Below are 24035 nucleotides of genomic sequence, written 5' to 3'. Positions count from 1 at the left end.
GGGGAGGCCGTCGGGCGTCTCGGGCGTACGGGGAGGGTAGGACGGACTACCGTCAGGTGCGGACTTCCAGGAGCGGCACCAGCTGCTCGATGGGCGTCATCGAACCGTGCATCCCGACCATCTCCGATTCGCGGGGCTCCTGTTCGGTCGCGATGATCACCATATCCGCGTGTGCGGCGGCCACGACATCACCGATCCGGGCCCGCACCCGGTCGTCGACCTGCGGCCCGAACCACCCTGCCGCGATGGCCTCGTCGCGACTGGCGACCCACATCTGCTCGCCGACCACCTCGCGCCATACGGCGAGCACATCGGCGGCCGCGCCCCGGTGGGCGTACACATGCCGGGCCCGGCCCTCGCCGCCCAACAGGCGTACGCCGGCGCGCAGTTCCCAGTCCTCGTCGAAGTCGATCCGGGACTCGGGGCCGAAGGGGATGTCGATCATGCCGTGGTCGGCGGTGATGTAGAGCGCGCTGCGCGGCGGAAGCTGTTCGGCCAGCCGCTGGGCAAGCCGGTCGACGTACATCAACTGGCCGCGCCAGGCATCGGAGTCGACGCCGTAGCGGTGCCCCTTGCCGTCGACCTCGGAGTAGTACGTGTAGACCAGCGAACGGTCTCCGGCGGCAAGCTGCTCCGCGGCGAGGTCCATCCGCTCCTCGCCGGAGAGCCGGCCGTGGAAGGTGCCGCCGCTGAGCGCGACCTTGGTGAGCGGGGTCTGTTCGAAGTTCGGTGCGGAGACCTGACAGGTGTGGACGCCGGCCGCGTGCGCGAGCTGGAAGACCGTCGGGTACGGCTGCCAGACGTACGGGTCGGTCCACGGATACCAGCGCAGCTGGTTCATCAACGTGCCGGTGGCCGGGTCCTCGCAGGTGTATCCGGGCAGGCCGTGGGCGCCCGGCGGCAGTCCGGTGCCGACCGAGGCGAGGGAGGTGGCGGTCGTGGAGGGGAATCCCGCGGTGAGCGGGCGGCCGCTGCCGTTGAACGACGTGCCCAGGAGCGAGGTGAGGAACGGCGCCTCCTCCGGGTGGGCACGCAGCAGCTCCCAGCCGAGGCCGTCGATCAGGAAGACGCAGGCCCGGTCGGCCGGGGCCAGCTCCATGCCGGTGGTAAGGCCGGGCACGCCGAGACCCGCGGCGATGGTGGGCAGCAGTTCGGCGAGCGAGGCGGTGCCGTAGCGGGGCACCGGGGCGTCGAGCGGGTCGAGCGGTGCGGGTTCCGGCCAGGCGGCGATGTCGACCATCAGCGGGGAGTGGTGGCCGCGGTGGCCTCGGAGAGTGCCTGGGCGAAGGCGAGCGTCTCGCGTACCGAGTCGGGGCCGTCGCCGGCCTCACTGACCCGCAGCGAGAGGTCGTCAGCGGTGGAGGAACCGGTGTAGCCGTGGTCCGCCTCGCAGTTGGGGTCACCGCAGGCGGCGGGCTCCAGGTCCAGCCGGGCGACGGCGCCCCAGCCGATGGTCAGCACGACCTCGCGGGGCAGCTGACCCGGGGTGTACGACTCGGGGTTGGCGACCACGCGGCTGAGGACCACGGAGGAGATCCGGCCCAGCTTGACGGACTCGGTGGAGGTGGTGGCGTACGGGGAGGGGGAGGTGGCGTCGGCGGCCTGCTCGTCGGTGTGGCTGACGATGAAGCGGGTGCCGGTCAGGACCAGGACCGTGACGTGGCGGCGGACCTCGTTGGCATCGAAGGTCGTCTCCTGATGCACGAGGTACGACACCACCGGCTCGCCGCCGACCGCCGCCTGCACCGCCTCGGCCACGAGCGTCGGGTAGTAGCCACTGCGCTCGATCGCCGCGCGCAGCCCCTGGGTCGTCGTACCGGTCTTAGCCATGGGGTCCATCCTACGGGCCCGGCCGGGGGGTACGGGCCCAGTGGGGGCGAGGTGGGGGCCGCTAGTAGGCGGGCAGGCGGCGGGGGCCCAGGTCGGTGGTGGCGGGGGCCCTGGCCAGCCGGACGGCGGCGCCCAGGACCGAGAGGCCGTGCGGGGAGACGACGACCGGTTCGAGGTCGACCCCCACCACTTCGGGGTGATCGTCGACGAGCCGGGAGACCCGCAGCAGCAGTTCCGCCAGCGCTGCGGTGTCCACGGGCTGGGAGCCGCGCCAGCCGAACAGCAGCGGAGCGGCCCGGATCGAGCGGATCTGTTCGGTGACGTCACGGTCCGTTGCGGGGATGAGGCGGTGGGCGACATCGCCGAGCAGTTGGGAGGGGGCGCCGGCCAGACCGAAGGAGAGGACCGCGCCCGCTGCGGGGTCGATGGCGGCCCGGATGACCGTGTCGACGCCCCGCGGCACCATCGCCTGGACGACCGGGCGCAGCTCCGCGGGCGAGCCGAGGAAGTCGGTCAATTCGGTGTATGTGCGACGGAGTTCGGCCTCGCCGGGGATGTCCAGGCGGACCCCGCCGAGGTCCGGTCGGTGCCGTAGGTGGGGAGCGGTGGTCTTGAGGGCGACCGGATAGCCGAGGCGGGCCGCGGCGCGCACGGCGGCGTCCGGATCCGGGGCCGGGAGGGCCGGGAGGGTGTGGATGCCGTAGCGGGCCAGCAGTGCCTCGGCGTCCTCGCCGGGCACCGGGACGGAGCGGCCGCTGGGGGTATCCGAGGCGAGCCGGTCGAGGAGACGCTCGATGTCCGCGCCGGCCGCCGCCTCCTGGATGTCGTCGTACTCGGGCACCCGGCCGGGCTCGGCGGCCTCGCGGCGCCAGGCGGCGTAGCGGACCGCCTCGGCGAGTGCACGGACGGCACGTTCGGCGGCGGGGTAGGCGGGGATGCGGAGGGGGTCGCTCCGGCGCCGGGGCGGGGCGGCGGCGGCCTCGGTGTCCCCGGCCGGAGGCGCCTGACGTGCGGAAGGGGGCGGGCTCGGGGGGATCGGGGGGCGCGCGGGGGCCGTCCGGTGCGGGGGGTTCGGCGGGAAGGGAGGGATCGGTGGGGTGGACGGGTTCGATGGGGTGGACGGATTCGGTGGGGCCGAGGGGGCGTCCTGGGGGGCGGGGGCCGAGGGAGCGCCGTCCCGGTGCTCGGGGTCGTGCTGGGCATCGTGCTCGGCGGGGGCCGGTGCGGCGAGCGTCTCGGCGAGGTCGTCCATCGCCAGGTGGACGACGGTGACCGGCTTGTGTGGATGGGCCGCGGCCGCGTTGCGCAGGGCGGCCGCCAGCGCGGTGCCCTCGGTGCCGCCCGGGGAGACGCCGTCCTGCTCCCCCACCCAGGGAATGGCCGTGACGATCACGGCATCGCAGCCGTCAGCGGCCAGCGTCTCGGCGAGCGCGGCGCGGAAGTCCTCCGGCGTCGCCGCCGAGGCCAGCACACGGGGGCGCAGCGGACGCAGCCGCTCGGTGAGACAGGCGTCGTAGGCGAGCAGCGCCAGCGATTCGGAGTTGCCGAGGATGGCGATGCGCGGACCGGTCGGCAGCGGCTGGGAGGCCAGCAGCAGCCCGGCGTCGATCAGTTCGGTGACCGTGTCGACCCGGATCACCCCGGCCTGGCGCATCAGGGCGGCGACCGTGCTGTCGGGGACCCGGACCGTGGGCACGGCATGGCCGGGCGGGGCGGTGCCGTTGTGCCGGGCGCCCCGTGCGACCACGACCGGCTTGACCGCGGCGGTACGGCGGGCGAGCCGGGCGAACTTGCGCGGATTGCCGATGGACTCCAGATAGAGGATCACGACATCGGTGTCCCGGTCGTCGTACCAGTACTGGAGCAGGTCGTTGCCGGAGACATCGGCGCGGTTGCCGGCCGAGACGAAGGAGGAGATACCGGCGATGCCGCCGTCGCCGGGGCCGCGCGCATGCAGCCCGCTGAGCAGGGCGATGCCGATGGCGCCGGACTGGGTGAACAGGCCGATATGGCCGGCGCCGGGCATCCGGGGGGCGAGGGAGGCGTTGAGCCGGACGTCGCGCGCGGTGTTGATCAGCCCGAAGGCGTTCGGCCCGATGAGCCGCATGCCGTACGAGCGGGCCTGGCGCAGCAGCTCACGCTGCCGTTCCCGGCCCTCGGGGCCCGCCTCGGCATATCCGGAGGACAGGATGAGCAGGCCCTGGACGCCGTGTTCGCCGCAGTCGCGGACCACGTCGGGGACGCTCGCCGCGGGAACGGCGATCACCGCGAGGTCGACCGGCTCGGGGATCTCCCGCAGGGCGCGGACGGCGGGTACCCCTTCGGGTTCGAGCCGCCGCAGGTCGTCGGGGAAGGCGTGGTTGACGGCGTGCACCCGCCCCGTGAAGCCGGAGTCGAGGACGTTGCGCAGGGCGGTACGGCCGATGCCTCCGGGGGCGCGGCCGGTTCCGATGACGGCGACCGAGCCGGGGGCGAGCAGGCGCTGGACGGAGCGGGCCTCGGCGCGCTGCTCGCGGCCGCGCATCACGGCCATGGACTGCTCGGTGGGTTCGAGGTCGAACTCCAGCCGGACCACGCCGTCTTCGAAGGTGCGCTTGTGGGTGTAGCCGGCGTCCGTGAAGACCTTGATCATCTTGGAGTTGGCGGGCAGCACCTCGGCGGCGAACCGCCGGATGCCGCGCTCACGGGCGACGGCCGCGATGTGCTCCAGGAGCGCGGAGGCGACTCCGCGGCCCTGGTGGGCGTCCTGGACGAGGAAGGCGACCTCTGCCTGGTCGTCCTCGGGGTTCTTGGCAGGGAGCCCCTGGTCGTTGATCCGGTCGTAGCGGACCGTGGCGATGAACTCGCCGCCCACCGTGGCGGCGAGCCCGACCCGGTCGACGTAGTCGTGGTGGGTGAAGCGGTGCACGTCGCGGTCGGACAGGCGGGGGTAGGGCGCGAAGAAGCGGTAGTACTTCGACTCGTCCGAGACCTGTTCGTAGAAGGAGACCAGCCGCTCCGCGTCGTCGGGGGTGATGGGGCGGATCCGCGCCGTGCCGCCGTCGCGCAGCACCACGTCGGCTTCCCAGTGGGTCGGGTACGCGTGGTCCGGCGGCTTCTGCATGCGGACAGCGTACGACCGGGCACTGACAACGGCCCGTACGCGTACGCTCGGGGTCAGTCGGAGGCTTCTTGAGCACTCCCGGCAGCGTGAGAGACTGGTCTAGACAACTGTCACGACTTTGAAGGGCAACACCATGGCAGAGCGCCGCGTCAATGTCGGTTGGGCCGAGGGCCTGCACGCCCGCCCCGCGTCGATCTTCGTCCGTGCGGCCACCGCCTCCGGCGTCCCGATGACGATCGCCAAGGCTGATGGCACCCCTGTCAACGCGGCCTCCATGCTCGCGGTCCTGGGCCTGGGCGCCCAGGGTGGCGAGGAAATCGTGCTGGCCTCCGACGCCGAGGGCGCCGAGGCCGCGCTCGACCGCCTGGCGAAGCTCGTCGCCGAGGGTCTTGAGGAGCTCCCCGAGACCGTCTGAGCCCTGGTCCGCAAGGACCTCTTGCAGCATGCGGCGGCCCCGCCGCGGTGACCGGGAGACGGTCGCCGCGTCGGGGCCGTTCTGCGCTGTTGGGCGATTTCCGCACACCGGGAAAGAAAAGGCGCGCACCGTCCGGCGCTCAGGCGTGGTAGCGGAAAATGGGCACACAAATAGGCACCGTAAATAGACGCGCGAATAGGCGCGCGATGAGGCGCGGCAGCGCAGGCCGGAAATCCGACGCGATACGAGACATCGGCCCACCACTGGGCAAATGCATTCCGCGCCCCGCACCCCTTTGTATACGGGGCGATTGTTAAGAGCGGGCGCGCGCCGTGTTGACGGACCGTTTCGGATCGCTCACCTCGGGCTCGGCGGGGCGCCGCAGCCGGTACACCGGGAGGGAGCGCTCGATGTGGGCCGCCATCAGGGCACGGGCCCGTTCCGCGTCCCCCCGGGCCACCGCGTCCAGCACCGCGCCGTGTTCGTCCCACGACTCGCCGGACCGGGCCGGGGGCTCCACGGCATACATCCACTCGATCTTGCGCCGCAGCTGGGTCAGCAGCGCGGTCAGGCTGGGACTGCCGGCCGCCTGGGCGAGCGTCTCGTGGAACCAGCCGTCCAGTTGGCGCAGGTCCGCGGGGTTGCCGTGGCGGGCCCGCTCGCGCCCGAGCCGCACCAGTCCGCGCAGCACCTTCAGATGGGCCGGGCTGCGGCGGGCGGCGGCGCGGGCCGCGCCCAGCGGCTCCAGCAGGGCGCGGATGTCGAGGAGGTCGGCGGCCTCCTGCTCGGTGGGCTCGGCGACGCACGCGCCCGCGTGGTGGCGGGTGGTGACAAAGCCCTCCGACTGCAGGGTGCGCAGCGCTTCGCGGACCGGGACTCTGGAGACGCCGTAACGCGCCGCCAGGATCTCCTCGATCAGCCGGCTCCCCGGCGCCAGTGCACCGGAGACAATGTCCTCGCGAATCGCCGTGCACACTGCATGCGCGGAAATATGGCCTCGCATCGTCCGTGCCTCCGCCGTAATCCCCTGGAAACGCCGCCGGTTGGCGGCATTTCCGTGACTCTATTCGACCGGGACGGCTTTTCCGACGGACTCCTGTTATTCATGGATATATTTTGGCCAGCGCACGGGTCCGTCATCGGGCGATCCGGTGCGGCGGGTGCGGCGTGCGGTCCGTCAGACGTTGACGCCGTGCGAGCGCAGATAGGCGGTCGGGTCGATGTCCGAGCCGTAGTCCGGCGTGGTGCGGGCCTCGAAGTGCAGATGCGGGCCTGTGACGTTGCCGGTGGCGCCGGAGAGGCCGATCTGCTCGCCCGGTGTGACGGTCTGGCCGACCGAGACGCCGATGGACGACAGGTGGCCGTACTGGGTGTACGTACCGTCGTGCATCTTGATCACGACGTTGTTGCCGTACGCGCCGCCCCAGCCGGCCTCGACGACGGTGCCCGCGCCCACGGCGTGGACCGAGGTGCCGGAGGCGGCGTGGAAGTCGATGCCGGTGTGGCTGCCGGAGGACCACAGGCTGCTGGAGGCCTTGTAGCCGGTGGAGACGTAGGAGCCGGCGATCGGGGCGACGAAGGCGTTGAGGCGCTTGCGCTCGGCCTCGCGGGCCGCGCGCTCCTTGGCCTCGCGCTCGGCCTTGGCCTTCTTCCGGGCGGCCTCGGCGCGCCGCTTGGCCTCGTCGGCCTGCTTCTTGGCAAGGGCCTCGGCCTTCGCCTTCGCGGCGGCGGCCTCGGCGGCGGCCTGCTGTGCGTCGGCCTGGGCCTCGAGGCGGTCGGCGGCCTCGTCGCCGAGGACCACGGCCCGCTGGAGACCGGTGTCGTGTACGGGCGCCTGGTCCGTGGCGGCCAGCGCCGGCGAGGCCACGGAGGCGACCACGCCGGAGGCCGCCAGGCCGGCTATGCCGGCGATCTTGCGGGTGGAGCGAGCGGAGCGGCTCGCACCGCGGTGCTTCCCGGTGGCACGGATGAACGCCATGTACTGGCTGGTCCTTTCCTTCCTTCTCGCCTACCGGGTTAGCTGACGGGTTCGGAGCAGGAAGGTCTCCTACGGGCTCCTCCGGAGAGGAGTCCGATTCACCCCAAGGGACGTGTGGGTCCCCGGCTCCCCTGGCTCGCGCCGTACGGGGACTCGGCGATGACTGTCCGGTGCCACTGTTGTGGCGGACTTGTGACGAACAGCCGGACCGACGCTAAACGGGGCAACTTTCAATCGGCAAACAGAACCGGTTTTTTGTGCGGGATGCCACAAGAACCGCCGCAACCAGCCGCCATAAAACGGACATACGGCGGATCCCGTGGCGGGCGGGCGCCACGGGATCCGCATGCGTAACTGACTTGCCGTCAAGTGAAGGTGCTAGCCGCTGACGACCGTCACCTCGCCGATGCCCAGCGACCTGACGGGCTCGGCGATCTGCGCGGCGTCCCCGACCAGGACCGTCACCAGCCGGTCCACCGGGAAGGCGTTGACCACCGCCGCGGTCGCCTCGACCGTGCCGGTCTCCGCGAGCCGGGCGTACAACTGCGCCTGGAAGTCGTCCGGTAGCTGCTGCTCCACCTGGTCGGCGAGCGTGCCGGCGACGGCCGCCGCGGTCTCGTACTTGAGCGGCGCGACCCCGACGAGGTTCTGTACGGCGACATCCCGCTCGTCGTCCGTCAGCCCCTCTGCCGCGAGGGTCCGCAGCACCTTCCAGAGGTCGTCCAGGGCGGGGACCGTGGAGGCGGTGTCGACCGAGCCGCTGATGGCCAGCAGCGCGGCGCCCGTGGCCCCCTCGGGGGACGAGGGGGCGGTGGAGCGCAATACCTGACCGAAGGCGCGCACCCCGTAGGTGTAGCCCTTCTCCTCCCGCAGCACGCGGTCCAGACGGGAGGTGAGGGTGCCGCCCAGGCAGTACGTGCCGAGGACCTGGCCCGGCCAGACCCGGTCGTGCCGGTCGGCGCCGATGCGGCCGATGAGCAGCTGCGTCTGGACGGCGCCGGGGCGGTCCACGATCACCACCCGGCCGGTGTCGTCGGCGGTGATCGGCGCGGCCTTCAGCGGCTCGGCCGTGGAGCCGCTCCAGGCGCCGAGGGTGCCGGCGAGCGCCGCGTCCAGGTCGACGCCGGTGAAGTCACCGACGATGACCGCGGTGGCCGTGGCGGGCCGGACATGGGCGGCGTAGAAGGCCCGGACGGCCGCGGCGTCGATACGGGCGACGGTCTCCTCGGTGCCCTGCCGGGGACGCGACATCCGGGACGTGGCCGGAAACAGCTCCTTGGACAGCGCCATGGCGGCGCGCCGGGCCGGGTTGGCGAGCTCGTGCGGGATCTCGTCGAGGCGGTTGCGCACCAGCCGCTCGACCTCGCTGTCCGGGAAGGCGGGGGCGCGCAGCGCGTCGGCGAGCAGGCCGAGCGCCCGGGTCAGCCGGGAGGCCGGGACCTCCAGGGAGACCCGTACGCCGGGGTGGTCGGCGTGCGCGTCCAGGGTGGCGCCGCAGCGCTCCAGCTCGGCGGCGAACCCCTCGGCGTCGTGCTTGTCGGTGCCCTCGGACAGGGCGCGCGCCATGATCGTGGCGACGCCGTCCAGGCCCTCGGGCTCGGCGTCCAGCGGGGCGACGAGGTTGATCTCGACGGCGACGACCTGCTGGCCGGGGCGGTGACTGGTCAGCAGCGTGAGCCCGTTGGGCAGTTGGCTGCGCTCCGGGGCCGGGAAGGCCCACGGCTTGGGCGCGCCCCCCCGGGGCTGGGGGTGGAAGTCCATGGTGCTCATCGCGGAGTCTGCGCGGGTCGTGGCGTCGCTCACTGGTCCGCCTCCCCTTCCTCGGTGTCGGCGGCGTCGGTGGGCTCAGCGGTTTCCGTGGGCTCGTAGACCAGCACCGCGCGGTTGTCGGGGCGCAGCCGGGCCTGGGCGACCGCCTGCACCTCCTCGGGGGTGATGTCCAGGACGCGCTGCACGGCGGTCAGGGCGAGCTGCGGGTCACCGAACAGGACGGCGAAACGGCACAGTTCGTCGGCGCGGCCGCTGACCGTGGCCAGCCGGTCCAGCCACTCGCGCTCCAGCTGGGCCTGTGCGCGCTCCATCTCCTCCGGGGTCGGGCCCTCGGCGGCGAAGCGGGCCAGCTCCTCGTCGACCGCGCGCTCGATGTCGGGGACCGCCACCCCGCCGGAGGTCTTCACGTCCAGCCAGCCCAGTGAGGGCGCGCCGGCCAGCCGCAGCAGGCCGAAGCCGGCGGTCACCGCGCTGCGGTCGCGGCGCACCAGCCGGTTGTACAGCCGGGAGGACTCACCGCCGCCCAGGACGGTCAGCGCCAGGTCCGCGGCGTCCGCCTCACGGGTGCCGTCGTGCGGCAGGCGGTAGGCCGCCATCAGGGCGCGGGAGGGCACATCCTCCTCGACGACCTCGCGCAGTTCGCCGCCGATGACCTCGGGCAGCGTGCCGTCGCGGGGCGGCTGCTTGCCGTCGTGCGAGGGGATCGAACCGAAGTACTTCTCGATCCAGGCCAGCGTCTGTGCGGGGTCGATGTCGCCGACGACCGACAGGACGGCGTTGTTGGGCGCGTAGTACGTACGGAAGAAGGCCCGGGCGTCCTCCAGGGAGGCGGCGTCCAGGTCGGCCATCGACCCGATGGGCGTGTGGTGGTACGGGTGGCCCTCCGGGTAGGCCATGGCCGTCAGCTTCTCGAAGGCCGTGCCGTAGGGGACGTTGTCGTAGCGCTGGCGGCGCTCGTTCTTGACGACGTCGCGCTGGTTCTCCAGCGACTCGTCGTCGAGCGCGGTCAGCAGCGAGCCCATCCGGTCCGCCTCCAGCCAGAGCGCGAGCTCCAGCTCATGGGCGGGCATGGTCTCGAAGTAGTTGGTGCGCTCGAAGCTCGTGGTGCCGTTGAGCGAACCGCCGGCGCCCTGGACCAGCTCGAAGTGGCCGTTGCCCGTCACCTGGGCGGAGCCCTGGAACATCAGGTGCTCGAAGAGGTGAGCCAGGCCGGTACGGCCCTTGACCTCGTGGCGGGAGCCGACGTCGTACCACAGGCAGACCGCTGCGACGGGGGTCAGGTGGTCCTCCGAGAGCACCACGCGCAGGCCGTTGGCCAGCCGGTGCTCGGTTGCTGTCAGGCCGCCGGAGCCGGCTTGTTCTGTGGCCGTGTGACCCATGGGCATGTACGTCCCTTCGATCCGCTTGCGAGGAAGTTCTGTCACTGTATGCAACCGCATCGGCATCTGGCGAAGTTCTCGTGCGCGCGGACGCCCGGCGTGCGCCCCTGCCGGCCCGCCGAGGACGGTGAAAGGGGAGTCGCGGTGGGCGTTGTCAGTGGGGAGGTCCACAATGGTCCGCGTCAGACTCAGAGATACCCGCCGGTTGATCCCCCAGCTGATCGACCCGACTGATTGACCGACGTCGCCCTGACGTCCTATCCCGACATCGGCAGTAGACGCAGCAGAAGGAGCCGCAGCCGCGATGGCCCGCCGCAGCACGAAGACCCCACCGCCCGGGGGTACCTCCGGGGGAGACTTCGAGGAGAGGATCCTCGACATCGACGTCGTCGACGAGATGCAGGGGTCCTTCCTCGAGTACGCGTATTCGGTCATCTACTCGCGCGCCCTGCCGGACGCCCGCGACGGCCTCAAGCCGGTGCACCGCCGCATCCTTTACCAGATGAACGAGATGGGCCTGCGGCCCGACCGCGGCTACGTCAAGTGCGCCCGGGTCGTCGGCGAGGTGATGGGTAAGCTCCACCCGCACGGCGACGCGTCCATCTACGACGCGCTGGTGCGCATGGCGCAGCCGTTCTCGATGCGGGTGCCGCTGGTGGACGGGCACGGCAACTTCGGCTCGCTGGGCAATGACGACCCGCCCGCCGCCATGCGTTACACCGAGTGCCGGATGGCGTCCGCGACGTCGCTGATGACCGAGTCCATCGACGAGGACACCGTCGACTTCGCACCGAACTACGACGGCCAGGAGAAGGAGCCGGCCGCCCTCCCGGCGGCTTACCCGAACCTCCTGGTCAACGGCGCCTCCGGCATCGCCGTCGGTATGGCGACGAACATGCCGCCGCACAATCTGGGCGAGGTGATCGCCGCGGCGCGTCATCTCATCAAGCACCCCAACGCCGATCTCGACACCCTGATGCGCTTCGTGCCGGGTCCCGACCTGCCGACCGGCGGCCGGATCGTGGGCCTCGGCGGCGTACGGGACGCGTACGAGAAGGGCCGCGGCACGTTCAAGATCCGCGCGACGGTCACGGTGGAGAACGTCACCGCCCGCCGCAAGGGTCTGGTCGTCACCGAACTCCCCTTCACCGTCGGCCCCGAGAAGGTCATCTCCAAGATCAAGGACCTGGTCGGCTCGAAGAAGCTCCAGGGCATCGCGGACGTCAAGGACCTCACCGACCGCGAGCACGGGCTGCGGCTGGTGATCGAGGTCAAGAACGGCTTCAACCCCGAGGCCGTGCTGGAGCAGCTCTACAAGCTCACGCCGATGGAGGAGTCCTTCGGCATCAACAACGTGGCGCTGGTGGACGGCCAGCCGCTGACGCTGGGCCTCAAGGAGCTGCTGGAGGTCTATGTCGACCACCGCTTCGAGGTGGTCCGCCGGCGCAGCGAGTTCCGGCGCACCAAGCGGCGTGACCGGCTCCACCTGGTCGAGGGCCTGCTGACGGCCCTGCTGGACATCGACGAGGTGATCCGGCTGATCCGCTCCAGCGAGAACAGCGCACAGGCCAAGGAGCGGCTGATCGAGCGCTTCTCGCTGAGCGACATCCAGACGCAGTACATCCTCGACACCCCGCTGCGCCGGCTGACCAAGTTCGACCGGATCGAGCTGGAGTCGGAGCGCGACCGCCTCCAGGAGGAGATCGAGAAGCTGACCCGGATCCTGGAGTCGGACGCCGAGCTGCGCAAGCTGGTCTCCGGCGAGCTGGCCGCGGTCGCGAAGAAGTACGGCACGGACCGGCGGACGGTCCTGCTGGAGTCGGCGGGCACGTCGGTCGGGGCGGTGCCGCTGGAGGTCGCCGACGACCCGTGCCGGGTGCTGCTGTCCTCGACGGGCCGGCTGGCCCGTACGGTCACCGGCGAGCTGCCCTTCGACGTCGACGCCAAGCGCGTCAAGCACGATGTGATCGTCTCGGCGGTGCCGGCGACGACCCGCGGCGAGGTGGGCGCGGTGACGTCCCTGGGCCGGCTGCTGCGCCTGTCGGTGATCGATCTGCCGCAGCTCCCGGAGACCGCGGCGGCGCCCAACCTCTCGGGGGGTGCGCTGCTCTCGGAGTTCCTGACGCTGGAGGACGGCGAGGAGCTGGTCTGTCTGACGACGCTGGACGAGTCCTCACCGGGCCTGGCGCTCGGGACGGAGCAGGGCGTGGTCAAGAGAGTGGTGCCCGACTACCCGTCCAACAAGGAGGAGTTGGAGGTCATCACCCTCAAGGAGGGCGACCGCATCGTGGGCGCGGCCGAGCTGCGCACCGGTGAGGAGGACCTGGTCTTCATCACGTCCGAGGCGCAGTTGCTGCGCTATCCGGCGTCGCAGGTGCGGCCACAGGGCCGGCCGGCGGGCGGTATGGCGGGCATCAAGCTCGGCGAGGGCGTGAAGGTGATCTCGTTCTCGGCGGTCGATCCGGCCTCCGAGGCCATGGTCTTCACGGTCGCCGGTTCACACGGCACGCTCGACGACTCGGTGGCGACGGCCAAGCTCACCCCGTTCGACCAGTATCCGCGCAAGGGCCGGGCGACCGGTGGTGTGCGCTGCCAGCGGTTCCTGAAGGGCGAGGACTGCCTGACCCAGGCGTGGGCCGGTCCGGCGCCGGTGCGGGCCGCCGATGCCAAGGGCACCCCGGTCGCCCTGCCGGAGGTGGATCCGCGGCGGGACGGCTCGGGCGTGCCGCTGATGAAGCCGGTGGCCGCGCTGGCGGGGCCGGTGTAGCCGCCGCGCTGATGCAGAGGTGACGGACGCCGTCGGACCGGTGAAGAGCCGGACCGGCGGCGTCAGTTGTCCTCGCCGGCGGCGGGCACGTACCGCAGCACGCCCCACATGCTGTTCACATCGGCCTCCGACGGTCCGGTCTCCCGGCAGTCGTCCAGCTCCTTGCGCAGCGCCGGGGCGTCGATACCGCTGCCGATCATGACGAGCTGGGTGCACCGCTCCTCGCCCTTCGGCCAGGGCTCGGGGTAGAAGCGCAGGAAGTCGCCGACGGCGTGCAGCGTGAACCTCTGGCGGTTCTCCGGGACGTCGAAGTGGACGAACCCCTTGATGCGGTAGAGACCGGCCGGACGGCTGTCGAGGAAGTCCATGAGCCGGCGCGGGTGCATCGGCTCGGACGAGGTGAACTCGACGCTCTGGTAGGCGGCGTGGAGATGGCCCGCGTGGCCGGCGTGGTCCGGGTCGCCGCAGTCGCCGTCGCAGTGGTGGTCGTCGTAGTGGTGGCCGTCACGGTGGTGGCCGTCGGCGTGCGGGGCGGGGGCCTCGTTCGCCGCGGCCTCCCGCAAGAGGTCCTCGAAGGAGAGCTGGCGTACGGGCGCCTCGCGGTCCTCCCCCGCTCCACGGTCGAAGAACAGCTCGGGGTCGACCCGCCCGTACGCCGTACAGATCACCGGCCGGCCGGGCGCGAGATCCGCGAGGGTGTCCATCAGGGCCTGCCGCGCCGCGTCATCGATCCGGTCGGCCTTGTTGAGTACCACGATGTCGGCGATGCCCACATGCCGGTCCAGTTCGGGGTGCCGGTCCCGGGTGCTGTCGAACTCGGCGGCGTCCACGACCTCGATCAGACCGCCGTAGACGATCCGGTCGTTGTCGCTGGCGAGGATCATCCGGATGAGTTCCTGAGGCTCGGCAAGCCCGCTGGCCTCGATGACGATCACGTCGATACGGGCGGCGGGGCGGGCCAGCCGCTCCAGATACGTGTCCAGTTCGCTGGTGTCGACCGCGCAGCACAGACATCCGTTGCCGAGCGAGACCATCGAGTCGACCTGACCGGCGACGGTCATGGCATCGATCTCGATGCTGCCGAAGTCATTGACGATCGCCCCGATACGGGTCCCGTCACCGGCGCTGAGCAGATGGTTGAGGAGGGTGGTCTTGCCCGATCCGAGGAAGCCCGCGAGCACGACGACCGGGATCTGTTGCCTGACCAAAGGACGCCTCCATGGTGCGGGTGGCGGGCCGCGTGGCCCGGCGGCGGACGAGCTGTCGATCGTAACGGACCGCCGGCACCACGGGTCCGGCCGCTAGCGCGGCGCCACGGCCGGGACCGGCTGCGGCGGGGGCGGGCCTACGTAGCGGGCCGACGGGCGGATGATCTTTGAATCCTCGGCCTGTTCCAGGACGTTGGCGCTCCAGCCGACGACCCGGGCCGCGCAGAAGGTGGGCGTGAACATCTCCCGCGGCAGTCCGCACAGCTCCATGACGACGCCCGCGTAGAACTCCACATTGATGTGCAGCTCACGGCCCGGCTTGAGCTCGGCCAGCAGCGCCTCGACCCGCTCCTCCACCCGGACCGCGAACTCCACCAGCGGGCCGCCGAAACCCTCGGCGATACCGCGCAGCATCCGCGAACGCGGGTCCACGGTGCGGTAGACGGGGTGGCCGAAGCCCATGATCCGGTCGCCGCGCAACACGCTGTCGCGGACCCAGGCGTCTATGCGGTCGGGGCTGCCGATGGCGTCGAGGGTGTCCAGTGCGCGGCTTGGCGCGCCGCCGTGCAGGGGCCCGGAGAGCGCGCCGATGGCGCCGACGAGACAGGCCGCGAGGTCGGCACCGGTGGAGGTGATGACGCGGGCGGTGAAGGTCGAGGCGTTGAAGCCGTGGTCGATGGTGGAGATCAGATAGGCCTCGATCGCCCGGACCTGCTCCGGCTCGGGCTCTGCGCCGGTGAGCATGTAGAGGTAGTTGGCGGCGTGGCCGAGGTCCGCGCGCGGCTCGATGGGCTGCTGTCCCTGGCCGAGCCGGTGCAGCGCGGTGAGCAGGGTCGGTACGGCCGCGCAGGCGGCGAGCGCGTCGGCCCGTCGCCGGTCGGCGTCGATGTCGTACAGCGGCCGGAAGCCGGACGTCGCACCGAGCAGCGAGAGCGCGGTACGCAGCCCGGCCAGCGGGCCGGCGAGCGCACCGGCGTGGGCGAGGGCGGGCAGTGCGTCGCGCACGGCGTCGGGCAGGGTGCGCAGCGCGGCGGTCTCGGCCCGGAAGGCCGCGAGCCGTGCGGCGTCCGGGAGTTCACCGTGGAACATCAGGTACCAGACGTCCTCGAAGCTGCGGTTCATGGCCAGCTCGACGGCGGAGTACTGGCGGTAGTGGTAAAAGCCCTCGCGGCCCCGGACGTCGCCCAGTCGGGTCTCGGTGACGATGACGCCGGCAAGCCCGCGGGGTGCGTCGAGAGGTGCGTTCGCCTCGGCAATCGGCATGGCGGATCTCCTGTCCTGCCTTCGTGGATATTGATTCGACTATCTATGATTGACTCAAAGCTCGTCAATGTTGATTGAATCAATGTGTATAGGTTTGGATACGGTGGTCTCATGGCGGATCAAGACACGGCGCAGGACCCGGGCGGGCGGCGACTGAGCACCCGGGAGGCGGCCGACCGGCTCGGCGTGAAGCCCGAGACGGTGTACGCGTACGTCAGCCGCGGCCAGCTCACCAGCCGTCGCGAGCAGGGCGGCCGGGGCAGCACCTTCGACGCCCAGGAGGTCGAGGCACTGGCCCGCCGCGGCGGCCGGCGCGAACCGTCCGGCTCCAGCGGCGAGTTGGCGGTGCGCACCGGTATCACGCTGATCGACCGCGACCACTGCTACTTCCGCGGCGTCGACACCTCACAGCTCGCTGCCCACTACAGCTACGAGGAGGTCGCCGAGTGGCTGTGGACCGGTGAGATGCGCCGCGGCATCCGCTTCACCGCCCCACAGGACGCCCTCGCCGCGGCTCGCCACGCCGTGGCGGCGCTGCCCGCCCACAGCGGCCCCATGGACCGGCTGCGGGTCGCCGTGATCGCCGCGGCGGCCGCCGACCCGCTGCGCTTCGACCTGTCCGAGGGAACCGTCCTCGACACCGCCCGCAGCCTGATCCCGACCCTCGTCGACGCCCTACCGGCCCAGGCTCCCGAGCAGCACCCCGCCGACTCGCTCGCCCCGCGCCTCTGGTCGCGCCTGACCCCCGAGCCGGCCGACGCACCCTCCCTCCGTGTCCTGGACGCCGCGCTCGTCCTGCTCATCGACCATGACCTCGCCGCGTCGACACTCGCGGTCCGGGTCGCCGCCTCCGCACGCGGCCACCCGTACGCGATCGTCTCGGCCGGCTTCGGGGCGCTGGACGGCGCGCTGCACGGAGCGGCGAGCGGACTCGCCCACCGCATGCTGCTGGAGGTGCTGGACCGGGGCAGCGCGGCCGCCGTCGTCGCCGACCATCTGCGGGCCGGCCGCCGGGTCCCCGGCCTGGGACACCGCCTCTACCCGGGTGAGGATCCGCGGGCCCGCGCCCTCTTCGGGCTCCTGGAGGACGTACCTCAGGCCCGCCCCGCCCTCCAGGCCGCCCGCGACGTGATCACCACCACCGCCCGGCACACCGAACTGCACGCCAACGTCGACCTCGCCCTGGCCGTCCTTACGGTCGCGACGGGAATGCCGGCCGAGGCGGGAGAGACCGTATTCGCCCTCGCCCGTACCGCCGGCTGGATCGCCCACGCCCTGGAGGAGTACGGCGAACCACCCCTCCGCATGCGCCCCAGCGGCCAGTACGCCGGCCCTCGCCCACCCCAGCCACTGCCCTGAGGGACGGGCCGCCGCGGGCACGGCGCCAGGCTGTTGGAGTGCTCTGGCCCGCGCGCGGACCTGAAGGGGGCCGGGACCGACCGCCCGCGACGTCCGGCCAGCTGGCCTGGCCTGGCGTGCCCGGGCCCCAGGCGTAGTCGTACGGCCACAGCCCCGCCCCGACTCGGCCATTTACGTACGGCCCCCGGCCACGGACGCCCCACCGGGCAACCGACTGCCACCAGATGAGGTTAGGCTCACCTATGTGAGTCTCTGCGCCACCGCCTCCCGTGAAACGGCCGAACCCCTCGCCGGCACCGCGGCCACCGCACGGACCTGGCTGCTCATCGAGCAAACCGGGCCGTGGGGAGCCCACGCGTTGACGGACAGTCATCTCGACCCTGCCCTCGGCCGGGCTCTGGAAGCCGCGGCGGAGGGCACCGGCGTCCGCATCGCCCTCATCCGCAGGCCGGGCCGCCACGCCGACCGCCATGGCGTCTCCCGACGCCGCCTGTTCCTCGCCCACACCGCCCCGGGACGCTCCTGGATCCGTACGACCACCGTCACCGACCCGGCGGCGGCCCTCGGACTGAACTTCACCGCCCTCGGAGCGGGCGAGCACCACGGCCTCTGGGAGCCGTACACCGGTGAGCCGCTGGCCCTCGTGTGCACCAACGGCAAGCGGGACCGGTGCTGCGCCCTCCTCGGCCGTCCGCTCGCCGCCGAACTCGCCGCCGCCGGAACCGAGGCGTGGGAAGTCACCCACATCGGCGGCCACCGCTTCTCCCCCACCCTCTTCGTCCTCCCCTACGGCTACGCCTATGGCCGCTCCTCCGCCCACCTGGTCAAGGACGCCGTGGTGTCGGCTCGCGAGGGCCGGATCGCCCTCGACCGCTGCCGCGGCCGCTCGGCATGGGACCGCCCGGCCCAGGCCGCGGACCTCGCGGTCCGCGAGCTGATCGGGGAGGACCGCGCGGACGCACTCGACGTCATCAGGACCGACCGGGTACCGCCCGCATCGCTGCCGGCCGACGGCCCTGCGACCGGCCGCCGCGCCGTTGCACAAGGCTCGCCCGCGTGGGCCGTGACCGTCGCGCACTCCGACGGCCGCACCTGGCGCGTGACCGTCGAAGAGCGAACCGACGGCGCCCCGGCGCCCGCCAGCTGCGGCGCCCCCCTCGGTCCGCCCGCGCGGATGGCGGTCGCCTCCATCACCGCCGGCGATGGTGTCCCCCACCTTGCTCCGGAAAAAGTCCATTGCTGATCCCCCTGTCTGCGCTCTCTGCTCCGTTCCGCGCGCCCGTCCGGCCGAGCTCTGACCTGCGCCAGCCCCAGCCCCGCCGGACGAACATCACTCTGCGAGATTAAGTGCGCACAATCCGCGACCGAAAGGCCTGTGGATAACTCCTCGCGGCACTCCCCAGCCGTCCCCGACCGCGCTACGCGTCATCGCGCGGACACCCTTCGAATTCGCCCGCTCAGGTATTACCGACGCGGCCACAGCGGCGCTTACTGTTCGTTCGTATGGGCGAGAAGGAAGCGTCGATTCCGCGCCCGAGCGCCGACAGGTCCTCGGGTCCCCCGCCGTTTCCCGCCTCCCCACCGACCGCTGGCGCGGCCCCCAGAGCGCGCCTGATGCGACCGCGGCTGGGCTGGCCGCGACGGGTGTTCTCCCAGGTGCTGATGGTGCAGCTGGCGATCGCCACCGGCGTCACCGCGCTGGCCACCGGGCTGTTCCTCGCCCCGCTCAGCGCACAGCTCGACGACCAGGCCATGCGCCGGGCGCTCGCCATCGCCCAGACCACCGCCGCCGAGTCACGCCTCGACGACGCCCTGGAGTCCTCCCGCCCGTCCCGCCACGGCCCCGTGCAGAACGAGGCCGAACGGATCCGCGCCGCCACCGGTGCCGAGTACGTGGTGATCATGGACAAGCGCGGGGTGCGCTGGTCCCACACCGACCCGGACGAGATCGGCCACCACGTCTCCACCGATCCCAGTGCCGCACTCTCCGGCCAGGAGGTCATGCAGATCGACGAGGGCACCCTCGGCCGCTCGGCGCGCGGCAAGGTCCCGCTGCGCGACGAGACCGGCAAGGTCATCGGCGCCGTCTCGGTCGGCATCGCCTACGAGAGCGTGCAGCAACGGCTGCTCTCCACCGTTCCCCAGCTGCTCGCCTATGCGGGCGGAGCGCTCGCCGTGGGCGCAATCGCCGCCTATCTCGTCTCCCGCCGCCTCCAGCGCCGCACCCATGACCTGGCCTTCTCCGACATCTCCGCGCTGCTCGCCGAGCGGGAGGCGATGCTGCACGGCATCCGTGAGGGGTTCCTCGCCCTGGACGGACGCGGCCGGATCCGCCTGATGAACGACGAGGCGCAGCGCCTCCTCGACCTGCGCGCCGAGGACACCGGCCGTCCCCTGGACGCCGCCCTTCCACCGGGCCGTACCACCGACGTACTGGCCGGCCGTGTTTCCGGGGCGGACCTGCTCGCCGTCAGTGGACACCGGGTGCTGGTCGCGAACCGGATGCCCACCGACGACGGGGGCGCCGTGGTCACCTTGCGCGACCGCACCGAACTGGAGCGGCTGGGCCGCGAACTGGACGGCACCCGCGGCCTGATCGACGCCCTGCGCGCCCAGGACCACGAGCACGCCAACCGGCTGCACACGCTCCTGGGCCTGCTCGAACTGGGCCTGCACGAAGAGGCCGTGGAGTTTGTGACGCAGGCCGTGGGCGTCCACCGGGCGACCGCGGAGCAGGTCACCGAGCGCATCCACGATCCGCTGCTGGCCGCCCTCCTGGTGGGCAAGGCCACCGTCGCCACCGAACGGGGCGCCTCCCTGCGCATCGCGCCCGATACCCGGCTGCCCGACCGCCTCGTCGACCCGCACAGCCTGGTCACCGTTCTGGGCAACCTCATCGACAACGCCCTGGACGCCACCTCCGGTGAGCGCGACGCCCAGGTGGAGGTGCAGGTCCGCACCGAGGGTCGGACGGCCGTCGTGACCGTCAGCGACAACGGGCCGGGCGTCCCCCCGGAACGGCGCGCGGAAATCTTCACCGAGGGCTGGACGACCAAGGAACCGCCCGCCCACGGGAAGCGAGGCATCGGCCTGGCCCTCGTACGGAGGCTCGCCGAGCGCTACGGGGGCGGCGCCGAGGTGGCCGAACGCCCCGGTGGCGGTGCGGTGTTCACCGTGACGGTCCCCGACGCGCTGTCCGAGGAGCTGCACGGACCGGCGGAAGCGCCCCTCGGAGAAGCGACGGTCGGCTGCTGCGCCACCGGACAGGCCGCCGACGCGACCGAGGACGCTCGCCGCGCCGGAGACACCACGGAGGCCGGGCGATGATCGACGTGCTGGTCGTGGACGACGATGTGCAGGTGGCCCGGATCAACGCGGCATACGTCACCAAGGTCCAGGGTTTCCGGGTCAGTTGCCTCGCCCACAGCGCCGGTGAAGCCCTTGCAGCCCTTGAGACGCACCCGGTCGATCTGATCCTTCTGGACCACTACCTGCCTGACAGAACAGGGCTCCAGCTCGTCGCCGACCTGCGGCGACGCGGTCTGCTCACCGACGTGATCATGGTGACGGCGGCCCGCGACATCGCCACCGTCCAGGCGGCGATGCGTCATGGCGCACTGCAATACCTGGTCAAGCCGTTCACCTTCGCGGGCCTGCGCTCCAAGTTGGAGGGCTATGCGGCGCTGCACCGTACGTTCGCGGGTGGCGGGCAGGCGGAGCAGTCGGAAGTGGACCGGATCTTCGGGGCGTTGGGCGCCGCCAACGCCGGTCCGGCGGAGCTGCCCAAAGGACACTCCACCGCCACCGCCGACCGTGTGCGCGCGGTACTGCGTTCCGCGGACACTCCGCTGTCGGCACAGGACGTCGCTGTCCAGGCGGGGTTGAGCCGGCAGACGGCCCAGCGCTACCTCAAGCTTCTGGAACGCGCGGGCCGGGTGCGCCTCACCCTCAAGTACGGCGAGACCGGCCGCCCGGAGCACCGCTACCACTGGGTCTGAGGCGTGCCCGTACCGCACTCGGAACGGCAGTGCAGCGGCCGTGCCCGGCACCGACGACGTGCCCACCACGAGGCAAACACCAGGTCAGAGCCTGTCTCCGGCGAGTGTGACAGGCCTGAGCAATGATCGCGATACGCCTGAAACAAGACCTCGGGACGGCCGCAACAGGGGCTGACTAACTTGCGGGGCGTGGCGCCTTCCAGCGCCCCGACCAGGTCCGAGTGGTCTCGGACGCCACACGCTTCCGCAAAGGAGCAATCATGCCCATGAAGGCCATGCCATCCGCCCGGCGGTCCAAGCGCGGCCTGCGCACCGCCCTCGCCGTCGCGGTGACCGGCACCGCGCTCGCCCTTCCGGCCGGCACGGCGTTCGCCATGCCCACGGACTACGTCAAGGAGGTCAAGGTCGGTAACGGCGACACCGTCACGCTGGACGCCAACACCGAGACCGCCAGCGTCGAGGATTCCGAGCACGGCGTCGCGGGTGTGATGTACCGCGACAAGCCCGGTCCGGTGCAGAGCCAGATGGACCCGAACGGGACGTACACGCTGACCTTCCCGAAGCCCGCGGCGCAGGCCGACGCCACGCCCAAGGTCGTCTACAAGCACGACGGCAAGACGGTGAAGACCTTCGACTTCCCCAAGGCCCCGGCTGACGACGGCTGATCGTTCCGGCACACCGGCGGCTCCCGGCTCCACTCTCCAGCCGGGGGCCGCCTCGGCGTACGGGCAGGCGATCAGGCTCGCCCCTCGGACAGCTCCTAAGCCGCCCCCGCCCCCGTCAGCGACCGCACCTCCGTCTCCGCATGCCGGGCCTTGTCGGCGGCCTCCGGGGAGAGCACCGTTCCCAGCCAGCCCATCAGGAAGCCCAGCGGAATCGATACGACGCCGGGGTTCTCCAGCGGGAAGAGGGCGAAGTCCGCTCCTGGGAAGAGCGATTGCGGGCTTCCGGAGACCACCGGGGAGAGGGCGACCAGGGTGATCGCCGGGATCAGCCCGCCGTAGACGGACCACACCGCCCCCCGGGTGGTGAAGCGGCGCCAGAACAGGGCATACAGGAGCGCCGGCAGATTGGCCGATGCGGCAACGGCGAAGGCCAGGCCCACCAGGAAGGCGACGTTCAAGTCCTGGGCCAGCAGTGCCAGTCCGATGGCGAGCGTGCCGACGACGACTGCGGCGATGCGGGCCCCGGCCACCTCATTGCGCGGTGTGTCCTTCCCCCCGTCGTGTCGGCGCCGCAGCGAGGGGTAGAGGTCGTGCGCGACCGAGGCCGACGAGGCGAGCGTGATGCCGGCGACCACGGCCAGGATGGTGGCGAAGGCGACCGCGGCCACCACGGCGAAGAGGACCGTTCCTCCGGTCGAACCGGCGCCGCCTCCCAGATCGAGCGCGAGCAGCGGCACGGCGGTGTTGCCGGCCGTACTGGAGGCGCGGACCGCATCGCTGCCCAGTACGGCGGCCGCCCCGAAGCCGAGCACGATGGTCATCAGGTAGAAGCTGCCGATCAGTCCGATGGACCAGACGACGGAGCGGCGGGCGGCACGCGCCGTGGGGACCGTGTAGAAGCGGGACAGGATGTGCGGCAGCCCCGCCGTGCCCAGGACGAGTGCGAGCCCGAGGCTGATGAAATCGAGCCGTGCGGTCCAGCCACCGCCGTATTTGAGGCCCGGTGCGAGGAAGTCCGTTCCGTGGCCGCTGCGTTCCGCTGCGGTGCTGAGCAGTGCGTTGAGGTCGCCGTGGAAGCGGATCACGACCAGGACGGTCAGGGCGATGGCGCCGCCCATCAGGAGCACGGCCTTCACGACCTGGATCCAGGTCGTGGCCCGCATGCCGCCGAAGCCGACATAGACCACCATCAGGGCGCCGACCCCGATCACCATCCAGGTACGCGCCTGCTGTCCCGCGCCGCCGATCAGCAGGGCCACCAGGCTGCCGGCGCCGACCATCTGCGCCACCAGGTAGAGCACGGACACGGTGACGGACGCCGTGCCGACCGCGATCCGGACGGGGCGTTCCCGCATCCGTACGGCGACGACATCGGCGAGCGTGAACCGCCCGCAGTTGCGGACCAGTTCGGCGACGAGGAGCAGCACGACGAGCCAGGCGACGAAGAAGCCGACCACGTACAGCAGGCCGTCGTATCCGAAGAGGGCGATCAGTCCGGAGATGCCGAGGAAGGACGCCGCGGACATGTAGTCACCCGCGATGGCGAAGCCGTTCTCCATGGGCGAGAAGAGCCGGCCGCCGGCGTAGAACTCCACGGCGGAGCCACGTCTGCGGCGGCTCACCCAGGTGGTGATCGCGAGCGTGACGGCAATGAAGACGCTGAAGAGGACCAGTGCGAGGGTCTGATGGTCGCCGGTCACCGGGCGTTACCTCCGGTCAGTTCCTGGGTTTCCCAGCGGATGTCGAGCGCCGCGGCGTCCCGGCGCAGCCGCGCATGGCGCGCGTATGCCCAGGCGAGCAGGAACGTGGTGACGAACTGGCCGAGTCCGGCGAGCAGCGCGACGTTGAGGGCGCCGGCGACGCGGTGCGCCATCAGGTCCGGCGCGGCGACGGCCGCGATCACGTAGGCGAGGTACCAGAGCAGAAAGCCCATCGTGGCGGGCACGACGAAGCGCCGGTAGCGGCGGCGCACCTCCTGAAAGGCCCCGCTTTGCTGCACCGCCAGATAGATCTCGTCGTGCGTGGCCGACGGCGGTCGCGTGACGGGCGGCGACTCCGGTGTGCTGACCTGCTCACCCACCGTGTCAGCCGCGTCGTCCAGCTCGCCCCACCTGAAGGCGAGAGTGTCGTACCAGGGGTCGTCGAGCCGTACGGCCCCTGGTTCTCCGGCCGCGCGGCCGTCCTGCTTGTCCACCGAACTCTCCTTGTTGCACGGGTTGGTTGTCCGTGCGGCCCAAGGGTGGACAGAAAGGAAGATCCCGGATGGCCCATTCCGAACCCTTCACCCCATCAGGTGACGA

18 protein-coding genes and 1 riboswitch are annotated in these 24035 nt (G+C 71.7%); of the genes, 7 read left to right on the top strand and 11 right to left on the bottom strand.

Features of this window, described 5'->3' with window-relative positions; translation table 11 throughout:
• Window positions 1–52: 52 nt before the first annotated feature.
• The 3 genes from ACZ55A_RS32140 to ACZ55A_RS32130 all read right to left on the bottom strand — a co-directional run bounded on the left by ACZ55A_RS32140 (window position 53) and on the right by ACZ55A_RS32130 (window position 4933).
• Window positions 53–1240, bottom strand: coding sequence for an alkaline phosphatase family protein (locus tag ACZ55A_RS32140; RefSeq protein WP_468847578.1), 1188 nt, complete (start codon window positions 1238–1240; stop codon window positions 53–55).
• Complete coding sequence (locus ACZ55A_RS32135; RefSeq protein WP_362918436.1) at window positions 1240–1830, bottom strand: DUF5998 family protein; 591 nt, start codon at window positions 1828–1830, stop codon at window positions 1240–1242. The genes ACZ55A_RS32140 and ACZ55A_RS32135 overlap by 1 nt, the downstream gene beginning before the upstream one ends.
• A 61-nt stretch (window positions 1831–1891) precedes the next feature.
• Window positions 1892–4933: a bifunctional acetate--CoA ligase family protein/GNAT family N-acetyltransferase gene (locus ACZ55A_RS32130; RefSeq protein WP_468847575.1), complete on the bottom strand. Its 3042-nt coding sequence runs from the start codon at window positions 4931–4933 to the stop codon at window positions 1892–1894.
• A 133-nt stretch (window positions 4934–5066) separates the two neighbouring features.
• Here ACZ55A_RS32130 and ACZ55A_RS32125 point away from each other — a divergent pair, with 133 nt between their 5' ends.
• Window positions 5067–5348 (top strand): HPr family phosphocarrier protein, encoded by a 282-nt coding sequence (locus tag ACZ55A_RS32125; RefSeq protein WP_468847572.1) that lies wholly within the window; start codon window positions 5067–5069, stop codon window positions 5346–5348.
• Window positions 5349–5661: 313 nt separating this feature from the next.
• Here the strand turns inward: ACZ55A_RS32125 and ACZ55A_RS32120 are convergent, their stop codons facing one another.
• The 4 genes from ACZ55A_RS32120 to ACZ55A_RS32105 form a co-directional block, all read right to left on the bottom strand.
• On the bottom strand, window positions 5662–6351 hold the full coding sequence (locus ACZ55A_RS32120; RefSeq protein ID WP_468847569.1) for a GntR family transcriptional regulator: 690 nt from the start codon (window positions 6349–6351) through the stop codon (window positions 5662–5664).
• A gap of 174 nt (window positions 6352–6525) precedes the next feature.
• The gene (locus tag ACZ55A_RS32115) at window positions 6526–7326 is read right to left on the bottom strand and encodes a M23 family metallopeptidase (RefSeq protein ID WP_468847566.1); all 801 of its coding nucleotides are present in this window, start codon (window positions 7324–7326) and stop codon (window positions 6526–6528) included.
• A 12-nt stretch (window positions 7327–7338) separates the two neighbouring features.
• Window positions 7339–7495, bottom strand: a riboswitch (cyclic di-AMP (ydaO/yuaA leader).
• Window positions 7496–7704: 209 nt separating this feature from the next.
• Window positions 7705–9087, bottom strand: a complete 1383-nt coding sequence (locus ACZ55A_RS32110; RefSeq protein ID WP_468847626.1) for a M16 family metallopeptidase — start codon at window positions 9085–9087, stop codon at window positions 7705–7707.
• Window positions 9088–9125: 38 nt separating this feature from the next.
• Window positions 9126–10475 carry a M16 family metallopeptidase gene (locus ACZ55A_RS32105; protein WP_468847623.1) on the bottom strand — a complete coding sequence of 450 codons (1350 nt, stop codon included), beginning with the start codon at window positions 10473–10475 and terminating at the stop codon, window positions 9126–9128.
• 304 nt (window positions 10476–10779) lie between these two features.
• Between ACZ55A_RS32105 and ACZ55A_RS32100 the strand changes: the two genes are divergently transcribed.
• On the top strand, window positions 10780–13242 hold the full coding sequence (locus tag ACZ55A_RS32100; RefSeq protein ID WP_468847564.1) for a DNA gyrase/topoisomerase IV subunit A: 2463 nt from the start codon (window positions 10780–10782) through the stop codon (window positions 13240–13242).
• Between the two features lie 62 nt (window positions 13243–13304).
• Here ACZ55A_RS32100 and ACZ55A_RS32095 read toward each other — a convergent pair whose 3' ends face one another.
• Both ACZ55A_RS32095 and ACZ55A_RS32090 read right to left on the bottom strand, forming a co-directional pair.
• Window positions 13305–14450 (bottom strand): CobW family GTP-binding protein, encoded by a 1146-nt coding sequence (locus tag ACZ55A_RS32095; protein WP_468847561.1) that lies wholly within the window; start codon window positions 14448–14450, stop codon window positions 13305–13307.
• Between the two features lie 93 nt (window positions 14451–14543).
• Entirely contained in the window at window positions 14544–15713 is a 1170-nt protein-coding gene (locus tag ACZ55A_RS32090) for a citrate synthase/methylcitrate synthase (protein ID WP_468847560.1), read from the bottom strand.
• 111 nt (window positions 15714–15824) lie between these two features.
• Between ACZ55A_RS32090 and ACZ55A_RS32085 the strand changes: the two genes are divergently transcribed.
• The 5 genes from ACZ55A_RS32085 to ACZ55A_RS32065 all read left to right on the top strand — a co-directional run bounded on the left by ACZ55A_RS32085 (window position 15825) and on the right by ACZ55A_RS32065 (window position 21735).
• On the top strand, window positions 15825–17072 hold the full coding sequence (locus tag ACZ55A_RS32085; protein WP_468847557.1) for a citrate/2-methylcitrate synthase: 1248 nt from the start codon (window positions 15825–15827) through the stop codon (window positions 17070–17072).
• A 244-nt stretch (window positions 17073–17316) separates the two neighbouring features.
• The gene (locus ACZ55A_RS32080) at window positions 17317–18315 is read left to right on the top strand and encodes a sucrase ferredoxin (protein ID WP_468847555.1); all 999 of its coding nucleotides are present in this window, start codon (window positions 17317–17319) and stop codon (window positions 18313–18315) included.
• Window positions 18316–18686: 371 nt separating this feature from the next.
• Window positions 18687–20399 (top strand): ATP-binding protein, encoded by a 1713-nt coding sequence (locus ACZ55A_RS32075; protein ID WP_468847552.1) that lies wholly within the window; start codon window positions 18687–18689, stop codon window positions 20397–20399.
• Complete coding sequence (locus tag ACZ55A_RS32070; protein WP_468847550.1) at window positions 20396–21070, top strand: DUF7342 family protein; 675 nt, start codon at window positions 20396–20398, stop codon at window positions 21068–21070. The genes ACZ55A_RS32075 and ACZ55A_RS32070 overlap by 4 nt, the downstream gene beginning before the upstream one ends.
• Before the next feature lie 266 nt (window positions 21071–21336).
• Window positions 21337–21735, top strand: coding sequence for a hypothetical protein (locus ACZ55A_RS32065; RefSeq protein WP_468847548.1), 399 nt, complete (start codon window positions 21337–21339; stop codon window positions 21733–21735).
• A gap of 95 nt (window positions 21736–21830) precedes the next feature.
• On the opposite strand, the gene ACZ55A_RS32060 is transcribed toward ACZ55A_RS32065, so the two are convergent.
• Window positions 21831–23435, bottom strand: coding sequence for a solute symporter family protein (locus ACZ55A_RS32060; RefSeq protein ID WP_468847545.1), 1605 nt, complete (start codon window positions 23433–23435; stop codon window positions 21831–21833).
• Window positions 23432–23929 (bottom strand): DUF485 domain-containing protein, encoded by a 498-nt coding sequence (locus ACZ55A_RS32055; RefSeq protein WP_468847543.1) that lies wholly within the window; start codon window positions 23927–23929, stop codon window positions 23432–23434. Before ACZ55A_RS32055 ends, ACZ55A_RS32060 begins: the two co-directional genes overlap by 4 nt.
• Window positions 23930–24035 lie beyond the last annotated feature (106 nt).

It is taken from the genome of Streptomyces sp. NPDC034111 (genome assembly GCF_055575375.1).
The sequence above is the reverse complement of the archived record's forward strand: the minus strand, read 5'-3'. Positions and strand labels throughout refer to the sequence as shown.